This is a genomic window from Methylobacterium fujisawaense (assembly GCF_039619325.1).
Lineage (GTDB): Bacteria > Pseudomonadota > Alphaproteobacteria > Rhizobiales > Beijerinckiaceae > Methylobacterium > Methylobacterium fujisawaense.
The window spans coordinates 1,204,625-1,218,049 of record NZ_CP155000.1 but is presented as its reverse complement, the minus strand read 5'-3'; the positions used below and the strand labels follow the sequence as shown (position 1 = coordinate 1,218,049).

Annotated in this window: 16 protein-coding genes; 3 read left to right on the top strand and 13 right to left on the bottom strand. The window is 69.2% G+C overall.

The features are described from left to right. Positions 1-166: 166 nt before the first annotated feature. The 10 genes from ABC766_RS05800 to ABC766_RS05755 form a co-directional block, all read right to left on the bottom strand. Complete coding sequence (locus ABC766_RS05800; RefSeq protein ID WP_043351972.1) at positions 167-538, bottom strand: hypothetical protein; 372 nt, start codon at positions 536-538, stop codon at positions 167-169. Positions 539-1,431: 893 nt separating this feature from the next. Next, the gene (locus ABC766_RS05795) at positions 1,432-1,710 is read right to left on the bottom strand and encodes a DUF6894 family protein (RefSeq protein ID WP_043351966.1); all 279 of its coding nucleotides are present in this window, start codon (positions 1,708-1,710) and stop codon (positions 1,432-1,434) included. A gap of 427 nt (positions 1,711-2,137) precedes the next feature. Then, the gene (locus ABC766_RS05790; RefSeq protein WP_345821476.1) at positions 2,138-2,899 is read right to left on the bottom strand and encodes a hypothetical protein; all 762 of its coding nucleotides are present in this window, start codon (positions 2,897-2,899) and stop codon (positions 2,138-2,140) included. A gap of 60 nt (positions 2,900-2,959) precedes the next feature. Further along, a complete protein-coding gene (locus tag ABC766_RS05785) occupies positions 2,960-4,714 on the bottom strand; it encodes a complex I subunit 5 family protein (RefSeq protein ID WP_345821474.1) in 1,755 nt (584 codons plus the stop codon). Further along, the gene (locus ABC766_RS05780) at positions 4,711-5,118 is read right to left on the bottom strand and encodes a sodium:proton antiporter (RefSeq protein WP_043351959.1); all 408 of its coding nucleotides are present in this window, start codon (positions 5,116-5,118) and stop codon (positions 4,711-4,713) included. The genes ABC766_RS05785 and ABC766_RS05780 overlap by 4 nt, the downstream gene beginning before the upstream one ends. Further along, positions 5,115-5,891: an MnhB domain-containing protein gene (locus ABC766_RS05775; protein ID WP_075379665.1), complete on the bottom strand. Its 777-nt coding sequence runs from the start codon at positions 5,889-5,891 to the stop codon at positions 5,115-5,117. Before ABC766_RS05775 ends, ABC766_RS05780 begins: the two co-directional genes overlap by 4 nt. Then, entirely contained in the window at positions 5,888-6,139 is a 252-nt protein-coding gene (locus ABC766_RS05770) for a Na(+)/H(+) antiporter subunit B (protein ID WP_043383840.1), read from the bottom strand. Before ABC766_RS05770 ends, ABC766_RS05775 begins: the two co-directional genes overlap by 4 nt. After that, entirely contained in the window at positions 6,136-6,420 is a 285-nt protein-coding gene (locus ABC766_RS05765) for a monovalent cation/H(+) antiporter subunit G (RefSeq protein ID WP_345821473.1), read from the bottom strand. Before ABC766_RS05765 ends, ABC766_RS05770 begins: the two co-directional genes overlap by 4 nt. Beyond that, positions 6,417-6,668: a monovalent cation/H+ antiporter complex subunit F gene (locus tag ABC766_RS05760; protein ID WP_043351953.1), complete on the bottom strand. Its 252-nt coding sequence runs from the start codon at positions 6,666-6,668 to the stop codon at positions 6,417-6,419. Before ABC766_RS05760 ends, ABC766_RS05765 begins: the two co-directional genes overlap by 4 nt. After that, on the bottom strand, positions 6,665-7,153 hold the full coding sequence (locus tag ABC766_RS05755) for a hypothetical protein (RefSeq protein WP_043383834.1): 489 nt from the start codon (positions 7,151-7,153) through the stop codon (positions 6,665-6,667). The genes ABC766_RS05760 and ABC766_RS05755 overlap by 4 nt, the downstream gene beginning before the upstream one ends. Positions 7,154-7,284: 131 nt before the next feature. Here ABC766_RS05755 and ABC766_RS05750 point away from each other — a divergent pair, with 131 nt between their 5' ends. Both ABC766_RS05750 and ABC766_RS05745 read left to right on the top strand, forming a co-directional pair. After that, positions 7,285-7,854, top strand: a complete 570-nt coding sequence (locus tag ABC766_RS05750) for an NUDIX domain-containing protein (protein WP_043755804.1) — start codon at positions 7,285-7,287, stop codon at positions 7,852-7,854. Positions 7,855-8,056: 202 nt separating this feature from the next. After that, positions 8,057-9,226 (top strand): acetyl-CoA acetyltransferase, encoded by a 1,170-nt coding sequence (locus tag ABC766_RS05745; protein WP_345821472.1) that lies wholly within the window; start codon positions 8,057-8,059, stop codon positions 9,224-9,226. Positions 9,227-9,458: 232 nt separating this feature from the next. Here the strand turns inward: ABC766_RS05745 and ABC766_RS05740 are convergent, their stop codons facing one another. The 3 genes from ABC766_RS05740 to ABC766_RS05730 form a co-directional block, all read right to left on the bottom strand. Continuing rightward, entirely contained in the window at positions 9,459-10,751 is a 1,293-nt protein-coding gene (locus tag ABC766_RS05740) for an O-acetylhomoserine aminocarboxypropyltransferase/cysteine synthase family protein (RefSeq protein ID WP_043383831.1), read from the bottom strand. A gap of 59 nt (positions 10,752-10,810) precedes the next feature. Further along, positions 10,811-11,197 carry a response regulator gene (locus ABC766_RS05735; RefSeq protein ID WP_043351947.1) on the bottom strand — a complete coding sequence of 129 codons (387 nt, stop codon included), beginning with the start codon at positions 11,195-11,197 and terminating at the stop codon, positions 10,811-10,813. 85 nt (positions 11,198-11,282) lie between these two features. Then, complete coding sequence (locus ABC766_RS05730; protein WP_043351944.1) at positions 11,283-11,939, bottom strand: alpha/beta hydrolase; 657 nt, start codon at positions 11,937-11,939, stop codon at positions 11,283-11,285. 273 nt (positions 11,940-12,212) lie between these two features. Between ABC766_RS05730 and ABC766_RS05725 the strand changes: the two genes are divergently transcribed. After that, on the top strand, positions 12,213-13,382 hold the full coding sequence (locus tag ABC766_RS05725; protein WP_345821470.1) for a cysteine desulfurase family protein: 1,170 nt from the start codon (positions 12,213-12,215) through the stop codon (positions 13,380-13,382). Positions 13,383-13,425: the final 43 nt, after the last annotated feature.

Sequence of the window (13,425 nt, the reverse complement as noted above, 5' to 3'; positions counted from 1 at the left end):
CCGGTGGCGCGGATCTCGAAGTGCATGGCAGGCTCGTGGCGCAATGGGACATGCCCGCACCATGCGCCGCGAAAAGGCCTGACGCGTTAATGGCTTGGCCGGCGCAACAACCTGCGTCGGCTAACCGCGCGGTTGCCCCCGACATCCTCGCAGATCACAGGCGGGATCAGCCGCGCCCCTTGGCCGCGAACTCCCAGACCGGCGGCCCCCAGGTCTGACCCGGCTTGGTCCGGTAGCCGGAGAAGCGGTCGAAGACGACCCGGTCGGGCTCGACGCCGGTGACCCGGCTGTCGTTGACCATCAGGGCGCCGGCATATTCCACGCGCAGGAATCCGTGCTCCGGATGGACCCCGAACAATTGCGGCGCGGTCCAGCCGAGCCGATGCGCCTCGGCGCCGAACTGGTCGAGGAAGGCCAGCGCGCTCGCCCGCATCGCCGCCCACTTTGCCGGCAGGAGATACCGGCACGGCGAGGCGTGCTCGGACAGGCGCTCGATCTGGTCGCGCCAGGAGGCGACGGCGGGCGGGAGGTCGGACATGACGGCCGGGGTAGAGCCGAATGGTTGCTGAACCGCAAAGATTTTGGGCTTACGCTAACCAACCTGGGGGAGCTTGCAGTGCTGTATGATCTTATGCGCCAGAAGCACGAATTTCATCGTGTATGTCTCGATAATATTTAGGCTATTATTTAGATCTCTCAAATCTCCATTTAAAAACTCCATCATGGGCTCGCCATTTATTTCGACGTATCCCTCGAACGAAATCTGATGTTTTCCGGTTTCTTGCTTCCTATCGATTAGCATGCCATGAGCCATGAAGTGGCGGATCTTTTCGAGCTGCAGAATGCCATCGACTGCAGCGTGCAGTTCTTGTCGAAATTGTTCGATCGGTCCGGGCAAATCTGCAATTGATTTCAACCTCTTGAGCTTCGTCTCAAGCTTATATGGAAATTGTCCGGAAGATGGCTGTATTCCTGCAGATGTCGTGCCCTAAAATATAGATCCGCCAGCAAAAATTCGACCTGAGAGTACGCCGTAATGATGGCACCACGGAGCAGATGAATGGCGCGGATGTCCGCTTCTTCTCGATCAGAAGCGGTCAGCGTCAGATCATACTCTTCCATAGGGTCCCCATGCGTGGTCATAGCTCAGCATAGGACGGCGCTCGACGAAGGCATACTCAGGCTCTCAAAGCCAACCTGTCATCGGTGTGCTGTAAATTCGTGAGCCATCGCATCCGCGCGGCCCCGCCTCGATCTGCTCACGGGGCGGGCGAGCGTCCGATCTCACCAGCGATGAGCCATGCCCATACGCCGAGCAGCTCGAGGCCAAGACGCTGACACCCGAGTTACAGCGCCGCCGGTGCATCGAAGCCGCGCGTGACGCTGGCGCCGGCGAGGATCAGACCGACTTCGATGCCGCCGTGGGACAGATCAGGACGCCGGTGAAGGCCAAGGGCCGAGCGAACTCGCGGCGTCGTTGAGCCGGACTCCCGCGAAGGTGAGCGTCGCCGTGTAGACGACGGTTCCAGCGTCATCGCGGACCAGGATAACGAAGGCTTGGTTATCCCCGTCGCCCGGGATCGCGAACCGCGCAATCTCGGGCAGGCTTCGCATCGCGAGAGCGCGGGCCGCCTCAAAATTAGCGCAGTCGCTGCCTTCCTCGTCGCGATGGAAGCTTCGGTTGCTGATGTCGAAGAAGTACCGCGGCATCTGGCGCTCCACAGTAAAGGGGCGGGAGCACGCTCTACTCTCGGCCACTGACGCCCGAATCAGTCTGCCAGCGATAGGCGCACCTTTACACGGTTGTCCGTGGTCGGGTTTGATCTGGATCGTCGAACACCGCCGATCTATGATGGCCACACGGCATCATCGCTGACGAATGAGCCCGCACCGGCGGACCGGGCGGCCCTTCCGGGATCCGCGCCCTGGGGGATGAAAAGCCGGGTCCGCGGGGCGAAGCGGTCGTTGCCCTGTGCCTCGGCGCAAGGTTGATCGCGTTCAGCGGCTGGAGCGCTGCCGTGAGGGCCTGCTCGATCTCGGCGATGCTCCGGATCGGCGCGGCGATACCGGCCCCGGGCCCGCGCCGCCCGTCCGGACGCCGCCGATGATGGATCGGATGTGGCGCACAGCGCGTCGATCACGGCGCTGGCTCCGATGCCCTCGGACGGTCTCCGGCGGAGACACCTGACGGTCCGATCGGTTCGTCCTGAACCGCCCGACGGCGCCAAGCCGTGAGCAGAGCGGCGAGGGCGTCGGGGTCCAATCCGTAGCTGTCCGGCAGCCCGGCTCCACGCCCGGTGAGCTGGCGGTTCAGGGCGACGAGGCGGCCTTCTCCGACGCGCGCATCGTCGAACACGACCATCCGCTGCATCGTGCCCTTCACGGTCACCACTGTGAAGCCGCTGACGTCGTGCCAGGACATGCGCCGCGACCGGCCGGCCTGCACGATCGCCAAGCCCGTCCCGTCGAGATGCAGCGACGAACCCCGGATCGCCACGAGGATCAGGACCGGCAGGCCGCCCAGGAACAGCACGACGCCCGGCCAGAGCAGCACCTGCATCGTCACCGACGGCGCCTCGTGCATCAGCATCCAGACCATGACCCCGCCGAAGACGGCCGACAGGGTGGCGAGAAATAGGATCTTCTTCACCGAGGCCCGTAGAACCACCGGACCGGGATAATGCGCGAGCACGGTCTCCGCCGAGCGGGTCTCCGATTCCAGCAACCCGGGCCGCATGTGCCAGACGGAGACCGCCGCACAGACCCCGAAGAACGCTGTCGTCGCGACGCCACCGTCCGCCCCCGTGACGATCATTCCGACGCCGCCGACGACGAGAACGAGGCTGAGGCCGAGCAGCAGCGCGTATCGGAAACGGGAACCGCTCGCTTGGTTCGACACGGACGACCTACCCCTGATGGGCGCGGCCGATCAGGTTCGTCCGCGTCCGGTTGCGCATGGTCACGCCAAGGCCAGCACGCCCGCGACCACCGCCACGCCGACCCCGAGCCACGCCACATAGTCGCCGATCAGGCCGCTGTGCAGCACCTCCAGCGCACGGGTCGGCGCCGATTGCGTCGCGCTCACCGGCCGGACCACCAGCGCCGGCAGGCGTCTCCGGAACAGCCCGTAGCCGGCACCCGCCAGCGCGGCGACCACGGAAGCCCATGGCAACCAGCCCGGTCCCTCCGCCAGGGTCTCCACCGCCGGCCGGTGCAGGAAGGCCGACGCCGCCCGCGGAAGGGCGTGCTCGATCAGGCCCGCCGGCACACCGACGTCGAGGGCGAGCAGAACGCAACAGGGCGCCAGCATCAGCCAGAGCGGCCGATTGGCCTTCTCGCGCTCGTCCTCGCTCGGTGCCCCGGCCTCGTCGCCGGGATCGGGCCCCAGACCCAGGAAGATGCGTCCTGCCGCCCGGAGCACCGCCGCCCCCGTCAGGGCCGCGCCGATAGCGCCGGCCGCCAGCGCGATCCCGTGCCCCTGCTGTGCCAGCGCGCCCTGGACCAGGCGCGTGCCCTGGTCGAGCACGCCGAGCGGGAGGCCGCAGAGCAGCAGCCCGGCCAGACCCATGGCGATCCCGGCGGGCCAGATTCCCCGTCCGAGACCCCGCAGGGCGATCTCGTCGATGCTGGCCTGGGTCGCGAGCAGGATGCCGGCGATCATGAACAGGGCCCCCTTCACCAGCCCGTGGCCCACCACGTAGACCAGCATCCCGCCGGTCCCGTCCACCGAGAGGGCCCCGAGGCCGGTGAGCATGATCCCGGCATGCGAGATCGTCGAGAAGGCGAGCATCCGCTTCAGGTGGCGCTGCAGCAGGGCCATCCAGCCGCCCAACAGGGCCGTGAAGCTGCCCAGGCCGATGAGGAGCGCCGGCAAGGCGTGCCGAACCTGATCGGAGCCGCCGAACACGACGGCGCTCACCTTCGCGAGGCCGAACAGCCCGAGCGCGACCATCGCCCCCGAGAAGATCACCGAGACCGGGCTCGGCGCCACCGCGTGGGCGTCGGCGAGCCAGAACTGGAACGGCACGATCGCGCCCTTGATCATCAGGGCGGACGCCACGAGGCAGAAGGCCCCGGCCACCACCGGATCCCGGCCGCCTCGCGCCACGGCGGCCGCGATGCCCTCGAAATCGAGCGTGCCGGTCTGGGCGTAGATCAGCCCGATGCCCCCGAGCATCAAGAAGCCCGCGAGGCTGTTGACCACGGTGAAGTTGATGGCACCCGCCAGCGACGATTCCGCCAAGTGGTAGGCCGTCAGCGCGAAGGCCGCGACGCTCATTACTTCGAACCACACGAACAGGTTGAACATATCGCGGGTGAAGCAGAACCCGACCATGGCGGCCAGGAACAGCAGCATCAGGATGTGGAAGTGGCCGTGGGTGCGATCGAAGAAGCCCCAGGCGAACACGAAGGTCAGGGCGTAGAGGAGGCCGATGAAGGCCGCGACCCAGCCGCTGGCCTCGTCCACCGAGAAGCCGATGCCGAGATGGACGCCGTCGCGCGGCTCCCAGCCGCCGAACCAGTAGACCAGGGGCCCGTCGGCGGCATGCACGGCGATGACGCCGCACAGCACCGCGACGCTCAAGGCCGCCAGCGTCGCCAGGATGTCGGGGAGGCGGCCTGGCAGGAAATGGGCGGTCGCCAGCATCGCCGCGCAGATCACGAGCGGGATGGCGACCGGTAGCGGGAGGAGGGCGGCGGGAAAAGCGGTCACGAGGCTTTCCGCTCCCCATCGCCCACACGGTTCGATCCCCGATCGCGCCCGGACTGGCCGCCCGCGCGCATCGGCCGGAGCTTCTCAGGGTCCAGGCTGCCGCCGCGCTTGTAGGCCTGGATCGTCAGGACGAGGAGAAGCGCGGTGAGCGTTGCGCCGACCACGATGTCGGTGAGCACCAGCGCCTGCATCACCGGGTCGACGGCGGGCGTTCCCGGCGGGTGGTCGTAGAAGATCGGCGCGATGCTGCCCCAGCGATAGCCGAGGCCGAGCAGGAGCACGTAGGTCGCCGATTGGCAGACGCCGAGGCAGCCCACGAGGTGGATGAAGTTGCGGCTCGTGGCGATGCCGTAGAGACCGATCCCGAACAGCCACGCGGCAACCGCGTAGGGGAGAACACTCACGCGGATTCCTCCCCCGGTTCCTCGGGCTCGCGCGCCTCGCGGGTCTCCTCCATGAATTCCAGGAAGAGCTGCGTGAAGCCGCCCGTCACCGCCAGGGCGACGCCGAGGTTCTCGACGAGCATCAGGCCGCCCGAGAACAGGTCGCGGAAGGTGCCGAGCGGCAGGATGTTCTGCATGAAGGCGGCGCCGGTGAGCATCGGCGCCAGCCCGCACAGGGCGAAGAGCAGCGCGCCCCCGCCCTCCAGAGCGTCGAGCCAGTGGCTGCGGATGGCGTCGCGCCAGCCGGCATAGCCCTCGCCGAGATAGATCAGCAGGGTCCCGGAGGCGAGGATGACGCCGCCCTGGAAGCCGCCGCCCGGCGTCACGGTCGCGTGCAGCACGACGTAGAGGCCGAACAGCGCGGTGAGCGGGCCGGCGATCCGGCAGGCGAGCACGACGGCCTCCGAGCGCGGGATCACGGCGCGGCCGGGCCGGCGCATGGCGCGCTCGGTGTTGCCCTCGCCGCGCCGCCCGCGCAGCAGCACCACCGTGCCGGTGATCGCCGCGAGCAGCATGAACTCCTCGCCGAGGGTGTCGAGGCCGCGCAGGTCGAAGTTGATGGCGCTGACCATGTTGGCGACGTGCCGCGCCTCGGGGGCGACCGCGTTGATGCGTTCGCCATACTGCGCGATCGTCGATCCGAAGGGCGGCAAGCCGGCGATCACCGCCGCCGCGCCGGGGAGCAGGACGAGGCCCGCGAGGGCCAAAAGGACGATCCGGGCGTTCGGGCTCACGAATCCTCCTCGGGCGGCTGGGTCTTCACCGCCATGAGCGCCACGAGGAAGAGGAGCGGGACGGCCGCGGTGCCCACCGCCAGTTCGGACAGGGCGACGTCGGGCGCCTGAAGGGCGTCGAACAGGATCGCCAGGACGAGCCCGTTGACCGCGATGGCGAAGACCTGCCGGGCGGGATCGCGCACGAGGACCACGGCTGTGCCCGAGATCGCGGCGAACAGGAACAGCAGCGGCAGGATCGCCGTCATGCCGAGCGCCCCTCGCGCATCAGCACGGCCCGGCCGGAGACGTGCGACAGCACCGCCGCCCAGGCGAGGAACACCACCATCATCACCAGGATCTTGAGCGAGCGCCCGGAGATGCCGTCGGCGAGGAACGCCGCCATGGTGACGAGGACTGAGGCCGCGACGTTGAGGAAGGCCAGCGCGTGCAGCCGGTCGAGGGCCCGCGGCAGGCGCCACAGGGCGAGCGCGGCGAGCCACGTCACCGCCACCGCGAGGGCCAGCAGGACACCGATGACGACGCTCATATCCAGCGCTCCAGGAAGACGGCGAGCAGCATCGTGCCGGGCAGGTTGAGCAGAACCAGGGTGAGGGCGAGGTCGGTGATCGAAGCCTGGTCCGTGGCGAAGGCCATGAGCGTCAGGATCAGGACCGTGACGCTGCCGGCGAGCTGGTAGGCGGCGAAGCGCTGGCCGGGCCGGCCCCGCCACGCCAAAGCCGCCGCGACGGCGAGCGGCGGCAGCAGCGCCAGGATGGCGGCCGTCCAGACGGTCATCGCGCTTCCTCCAGCCCGTGCGTCACCACCGTTCCGTGATCGCGGTCGAGGGTGAGGACGTAGCTGTCGGGAGCGAGCGAGGCGGCGAGCAGTCCGACGGCCCGCGCGGCCGGCGCCGTCGCACCGTCGGGCGTCGCCCAGGCGAAGTCGGAGGCGCTCCGCTCGCGGGTCGTCCCGCCGCCGGCGCCGCCGCGCAGGGCCCTCACCAGCTGGCCGCCCACCTGAACGGTCTCGCGGGGCAAGCCGCGCAGGGCCCGCCAGATCGGCCGCAACGTCCCCCGGTCGAAGCGGAACCGCACGCCGCCGCGCCGGCCGACGCCCCACCACCACAGCGTCCCGAGGCTGGCGCAGACGAGGGCGGCGAGTCCCTCGTTCACGCTCACCGAGCCGGCAAAGACCATGTAGGTCAGTGCTAGGGCGACCCAGATCGCGAGGCCATCACGCCCCGAGCGCCTTCTGAGTCCGCTGATCGGTCCTGCCCGCATCGATCCTGACCGGAGCGCGCCCCGCGGAAGCGTGGCCATGCGCATGCCCGACCGAACGTCACGGCGGGCGCCCGCGTTCCCGGAACCCGAAGACACGCTTCCGTGTAGGGCGATCAGAGATGGGAGTGCGCATGAAGGCCGAGATCCTGAACATCCGCTTCCTCCACGAGGGCTGGAGCCGGTTCGGCATCGCGCAGGTGCGCCTCGCCGACGGCGCCGTGGTCGAGCGGGAAATCGAAGATCACGGCAACTCGGTGGGGATCCTGCCCTACGACCCGGAGCGGCGGGTCGCGACGCTCGTGCGCGAGTTGCGGGTCCCGCCGCTGTTCGCGGCCGGCGAGCAGGTCCAGCTGGAAGCCCCGGCCGGCCTGATCGATGACGGCAGCCCTGAGGAGAATGCCCGCCGGGAGGCGATGGAGGAGGTGGGCCTGCGCCTGCACGCCCTGGAATTCGTCGGCGCCACCTATTCCTGCGCGAGCCTCACCACCGAGAAGATCCACCTGTACCTCGCGATCTACGGCTTGGCGGATCGGGCCGAGCCGGGCGGCGGGGCCGAGGGCGAGCACGAGAACATCCGGGTCGTCGAGATCCCGCTGGCCGAGCTCGCCGCCCGGGCCGACCGCGCCGAGATCACCGACCTGAAAACGCTCACCCTGATCCTCGCGCTCCGGGCACGCCATCCGGAGCTGTTCCACCGGTGAGGAACCGCCAGCGCGCATTCGCCCAGGGTCTGCTGACCGCGCTGGTGCTGGCCGGGGTCGCGTGGATCGCGTTCCACCTGCGCTGAAAGCGACCTGCGTGAAGGACACTCATGCGGGCAGTAAGCTCCGAAGAGCCGTCGGCACGTCTTGATCGCCGGCCACGGCGGGCCCATCGTCCGCGCAAGACTCGGGAGGTCACCGGATGACGCGCGCCTGCATCGTGGGCTGGGCCCACACACCCTTCGGCAAGCTGGAGGAGCCGGATGTCGAAGGGCTGATCGCCCGGGTCTCGGGCGAGGCGCTGGCCCATGCCGGCGTCGAGGAATCCCAGGTCGACGGCATCTATGTGGGCTCGATGAACACCGGCTTCTCGAAGCAGGGCTTCGAGGGCGCGCTGGTGGCGGTGAATCGGCCCGGCCTCGCCCACGCCCCGGCGACCCATCTGGAGAACGCCTGCGCCACCGGGTCGGCGGCCCTCTACGCGGCCCTCGACTTCGTCGACAGCGGCCGCGGCCGCGTGGCCCTTGTGATCGGCGCCGAGAAGATGACGGCCAAGACCGTCGCCGAGACCGGCGACATCCTTCTGGGCGCCTCCTACCGGAAGGAGGAGGCCGACATCGAGGGCGGCTTCGCCGGCGTGTTCGGGCGCATCGCGGCGGGCTATTTCCAGCGCTACGGCGACCGCAGCGAGGAGCTGGCCCGGATCGCCGCTAAGAACCACCGCAACGGCGTCGGCAATCCCTACGCGCAGCTGCGCAAGGATCTCGGCTTCGACTTCTGCAACCGGGTCTCGGAGAAGAACCCCTACGTGGCCGCACCCCTGCGGCGCACCGACTGCTCGCTGATCTCGGACGGCGCGGCGGCCCTGGTGGTGGCGGATGCCGAGACGGCGGAGGGTCTGGAGCGGGCGATCGGCTTCCGCGCCCGGGCCCACGTCAACGACATCCTGCCGCTGTCCCGCCGCGACCCGGCGGAGTTCAAGGGCGCGCGGATGGCCTGGGAGAAGGCCCGCGCGCAGGCCGGGATCGCCAACGAGGACCTCTCCTTCGTGGAGACCCACGATTGCTTCACCATCGCCGAGCTGATCGAGTACGAGGCGATGGGCCTCGCAGCCCCCGGCGAGGGCTACCGCGTGGTGCGCGAGGGCCTGGCCGAGAAGGGCGGGCGGCTGCCGATCAACCCGTCCGGCGGCCTGAAGGCCAAGGGCCATCCGGTCGGCGCAACCGGCGTGTCGATGCACGTGATGGCCTGCCTCCAGCTCATGGGCGAGGCCGGCGAGATGCAGGTGACCGGTGCGGAACTCGCCGGGATCTTCAACATGGGCGGCGCGGCGGTCGCCAACTACGTGTCGATCCTGGAACGGCGGCGCTGAGCGGAGGCTCGACGGCCCGGCGACGATCCAGAGGGGCGGGCTTCCTCTCTGGACCGGACGAGGATCGAACGCGAGAGGTCAGGTCCTTCGGGAGGTCTCGCCGTCGCCGTCTTCGCGACCGGAGCGCGGCAATCCAGCAGGGCGATGACGGCCAGCGCGCATTGCCGTGGTTCGCTGCGGTCGCGGCGGATGAGAAGAGGGGCAGCACGCCCCTCGGACGCGAGCGTCTCGCTCAGCCCAGCCGGTCCAAGGCCTGCGTGAGATCGGCGATCAGGTCGGCCTCGTCCTCAAGTCCGATGGAGAGGCGAACGGTTTCGGGCCCGACCTGCGCGGCGGCCTTCTCGTGTTCCGGCAACTGCCGGTGGGTGGTCGAGGACGGGTGGATCGCCAGCGACTTGATCTCGCCGATGTTCACGAGGTGCGAGATCAGCTCCAGGGCGGCGATGAACGTCAGGGCCGCCGGCTCGCCGCCCTTCAGGGCGAAGGTAAAGATCGAGCCCGGCCCGTTCGGCGTGTAGCGCCGGGCGAGGTCCTCCCCGGGCTGTCCCGGCAGCATCGGATAGCTCACCCAATCCACCGCCGGATGGTCCTTGAGGAAGGCCGCGACCGCCCGCGCATTGGCGCAGTGCCGCTCCATGCGCAACGGCAGGGTCTCGATGCCCATGAGCGTCAGGAACGCGTTCATCGGCGACAGGCCGGGCCCGAGGTCGCGCAGGCCGAAGAACCGGCAGGCGGCCGCGAACGGGGTTTCGGGGAAGGCCTTGGTCAGGACGAGGCCGTCATAGTCCGGCCAGGGCTCGGTGATCAGGTTGTAGCCGCCGGCCTTTTCCCAGTCGAAGCGGCCGGCGTCGCAGATCACGCCGCCGATGGTCTGGCCGGAGCCGCTCAGGAACTTCGAGGTCGAGTGCCAGACGATGTCGGCGCCGTGCTCGATCGGTCGGATCAGGGCCGGCGAGGCCAGGGTATTGTCCACGACGAGCGGGAGATTGTGGCGCCGCGCCACCGCGGCGATCCCATCGAGGTCCACCACCGACGCGCAGGGATTCACGATCGATTCGCAGAAGATGGCCCGGCAGTCCGGGGTGATGGCCGCCTCGAAATCCTCCGGGGCCATGCCGCGTGCGAAGCGGGGCTTCAGGTCGTAGCGCCCATCGAGGCGGCGCATCAGACCGAGTGACCCGCCGAACAGGCGCGGCGATGCGACATAGGCGTCGCCGCTCTTCATCAGCGTCATCAGGACCAGCTGCATGGCGGACTGTCCTGAAGACACCGCCACGCCGGCCTTCGCGCCCTCGAGATCGGCGATGCGACGTTCCAGCGCGGCGACGGTGGGGTTCGAGCCGCGGGAATACGAAAAGCCGGTCCGCCGGCCGGCGAAGATGTCCGCCGCCTGCTCGGTCGAGTCGAACACGAAGCCGTTGGTGAAGTAGATCGGCTGGACCCGCGCGCCCGTGGCGGGGTCCGGCGCCGCGCCGGCATGGATGGCCCGGGTCGCGAAACGGTGCGGTCGGTTCTGATCCGTCATGGCTCTCGGTCGGGTGTTCGATGCCCGGACCGGGGCGTCAGCCCGAGCGGATCCGTGCGTCACGCCGCGCGGCGGAGGAAGGCCTGCAGGGTTCGGACCAGGGTGGTCGGCTCGTAGGGCTTCGGAATGAACCGAGCGCCCTCCGGCATGTCGTTGGGACCGGGCGTGCCCATGCCCGAAACCACCAGAACGGGGATCGACGGCCAGCGATACGCCACGAGGCGGGCGAGGGCGAAACCGTCCATCGAGCCCTGCGGCATGTCGACGTCGGTCATCAGGACGCCGACATCGTCACGGTTCTCCAGGACCTTCAGCGCCTTGTCGGCGTGCGTCGCCTCGACGACGGTGAAGCCCGCATCCGCAAGGGTGTCAGAGGCCTCCATCAGCAGGAGGCCGTCATCCTCCACCAGGAGCACCACGGGTTGATCGGACGGGCTATCTGACATCAGACCTGCGAAGGTGAGTCTCAATTCCGAAGTCCGCGCCCTATTCCTCCGGGGCTCCCCCCGTCAAGGCGCGGGACCGGTTCGGTCAGGCCGCCTCCTCGCGCTTGCCCAGGCGCTTGTCGAGATAGGTGTCCACCGTCTGTGTCAGTTCCTCGACCTTGCCGTCGAAGAAGTGGTTCGCGCCATCGACCATCTGGTGCTCGATGATGACGCCCTTCTGGGTCTTCACCTTCTCGATCACCGGCATGACCTCGCGGGCGGGCGCCACCCGGTCCTCGGAGCCGTGCACGAACAGGCCGGAGGAGGGGCAGGGGGCCAGGAAGGTGAAGTCGTAGCGGTTCGCCATCGCGGCGATGGAGATGAAGCCCTCGATCTCGGGGCGGCGCATCAGGAGCTGCATGCCGATCCACGAGCCAAACGACACGCCGGCGATCCAGCAGGACTTCGCCTCGGGGTTGACCGACTGCACCCAGTCGAGGGCGGCGGCGGCATCCGACAGCTCGCCCGAGCCGTGATCGAAGGAGCCCTGGCTGCGGCCGACCCCACGGAAATTGAAACGCAGGGCTGCGAAACCGCGATTGGCGAAGGTGTAAAAAAGGTTGTACACAATTTGATTGTTCATCGTACCCCCGAACTGGGGGTGCGGGTGCAGGATGATGGCGATCGGCGCACCGCGCTTCTTGGGGGCTTGATAACGGCCTTCCAGGCGGCCGGCCGGGCCGGTGAAGATGACTTCGGGCATCGCTCGTCTCTCACTCTCGAGATCGCCCGCCGGGCGATCGGCACAGCGACGCGGCAGCCTTGACTCGTCGCGCGCGCCCCATAAAAGCAGTCTTAGAATGGTTCTAGATGATTAGAACTATTCTAAAGAAGCCGCCTGAAGCTTCGCGCCGGCTGCCACGCCGACCGGATTGGGGCGGCGGGATCTCATTCTCTCGGCGCGCCTTAGCACGGCGAGCCGGTGCGCGGGCAAGGAATTGTGACGCGCCGCAGCAGGGGACTTAACGGAACGCGGATGAGCCGGGGACGCGCCTATCTCGACTACAATGCGACAGCTCCGGTCCGTCCGGCCGTCGCCGAGGCGGTGGCGCGCGCGCTGATGCTCCCCGGTAACCCGTCCTCGATCCACGCGGAGGGTCGGGCCGCCCGGGCCGCTCTTGAAGCGGCCCGCGCCGAAGTCGCGGCCCTGGTGACGGCACGGCCCGAACAGGTCGTCTTCACCAGCGGCGGCACCGAAGCCGCCAACGCCGCCCTGTCGGGCGCCCTGCGTCGCCGCAGCACGCCGGCTCCGACCCGGCTCCTCTACTCGGCGACGGAGCACCCCTGCGTCGCGGCGGGTCACCGGTTCCCGGAAACGGCCGCGGAGGCGCTGCCGGTCACGGCCGACGGCGTGGTCGACCTCGCCGCCCTGGGGACACGGCTCGCCGCGCTGTCCGACGAGTCCGTGCTCGTCTCGGTCCATGCCGCCAACAACGAGACCGGCGCCGTGCAGCCGCTGGCCGACATCGTCGGGTTGGCTCGCGAGCACGGCCGGACCTTGGTCCACAGCGACGCGGTGCAGGCGGCCGGGAAGATCCCCCTCGACATGCCTGGCCTCGGCCTCGACGCGCTGACCCTATCGGGCCACAAGTTCGCGGCGCCGAAGGGTGTCGGCGCGCTGGTGCTGGCCGACGGCGTCACCCTGGAGACCGCCTTTTTGCGGGGCGGCGGGCAGGAGCGCCGGCAGCGCTGCGGCACCGAGTGCCTGCCGGCCATCGTCGGCATGGGCGAGGCCGCCCGGATCGCCCGCGAGTCGCTCGACCGGGAGAGCGCGCGCCTCGGGGCGCTGCGCGACCGGATCGAGGCTGGCATCCGGGCCCTCGCGCCCGACGCGGTGGTGTTCGCCGCCGGGGCCCAGCGCCTGCCCAACACCCTCAGTTTCTCGGTCCCGGGCCTCGATGCGCCCTCGGCCCTGATTGCCCTCGACCTCGCCGGCGTGGCGGTGTCGTCGGGCTCGGCCTGCTCTTCGGGCAAGGTCGCGCGCTCGGCGACGCTCGCCGCGATGGGCGTCGGTCCTGACCTCGCCGGGGGGGCGCTGCGCGTCAGCCTCGGCTGGAACACGGTGGACGAGGAGGTGGCATGCTTCCTCGACGCCTTCGAACGGGCCTTGCAGCCCCTATATAGACGGCGAGGACAGGCGGCCTGAGGGCCGCGCCCCCGCTATCCGACAGACGCTTCCCGGCCCTTGA

Bases quoted from the DNA above. Each gene is read 5' to 3' on its own strand.
- ABC766_RS05765 (WP_345821473.1), bottom strand. From the start codon at position 6,420: ATGAGCGTCGTCATCGGTGTCCTGCTGGCCCTCGCGGTGGCGGTGACG.
- ABC766_RS05760 (WP_043351953.1), bottom strand. From the start codon at position 6,668: ATGACCGTCTGGACGGCCGCCATCCTGGCGCTGCTGCCGCCGCTCGCC.
- ABC766_RS05730 (WP_043351944.1), bottom strand. From the start codon at position 11,939: ATGCCCGAAGTCATCTTCACCGGCCCGGCCGGCCGCCTGGAAGGCCGT.
- ABC766_RS05770 (WP_043383840.1), bottom strand. From the start codon at position 6,139: ATGACGGCGATCCTGCCGCTGCTGTTCCTGTTCGCCGCGATCTCGGGC.
- ABC766_RS05795 (WP_043351966.1), bottom strand. From the start codon at position 1,710: ATGCCGCGGTACTTCTTCGACATCAGCAACCGAAGCTTCCATCGCGAC.
- ABC766_RS05750 (WP_043755804.1), top strand. From the start codon at position 7,285: ATGAAGGCCGAGATCCTGAACATCCGCTTCCTCCACGAGGGCTGGAGC.
- ABC766_RS05800 (WP_043351972.1), bottom strand. From the start codon at position 538: ATGTCCGACCTCCCGCCCGCCGTCGCCTCCTGGCGCGACCAGATCGAG.
- ABC766_RS05740 (WP_043383831.1), bottom strand. From the start codon at position 10,751: ATGACGGATCAGAACCGACCGCACCGTTTCGCGACCCGGGCCATCCAT.
- ABC766_RS05745 (WP_345821472.1), top strand. From the start codon at position 8,057: ATGACGCGCGCCTGCATCGTGGGCTGGGCCCACACACCCTTCGGCAAG.
- ABC766_RS05755 (WP_043383834.1), bottom strand. From the start codon at position 7,153: ATGCGGGCAGGACCGATCAGCGGACTCAGAAGGCGCTCGGGGCGTGAT.
- ABC766_RS05735 (WP_043351947.1), bottom strand. From the start codon at position 11,197: ATGTCAGATAGCCCGTCCGATCAACCCGTGGTGCTCCTGGTGGAGGAT.
- ABC766_RS05725 (WP_345821470.1), top strand. From the start codon at position 12,213: ATGAGCCGGGGACGCGCCTATCTCGACTACAATGCGACAGCTCCGGTC.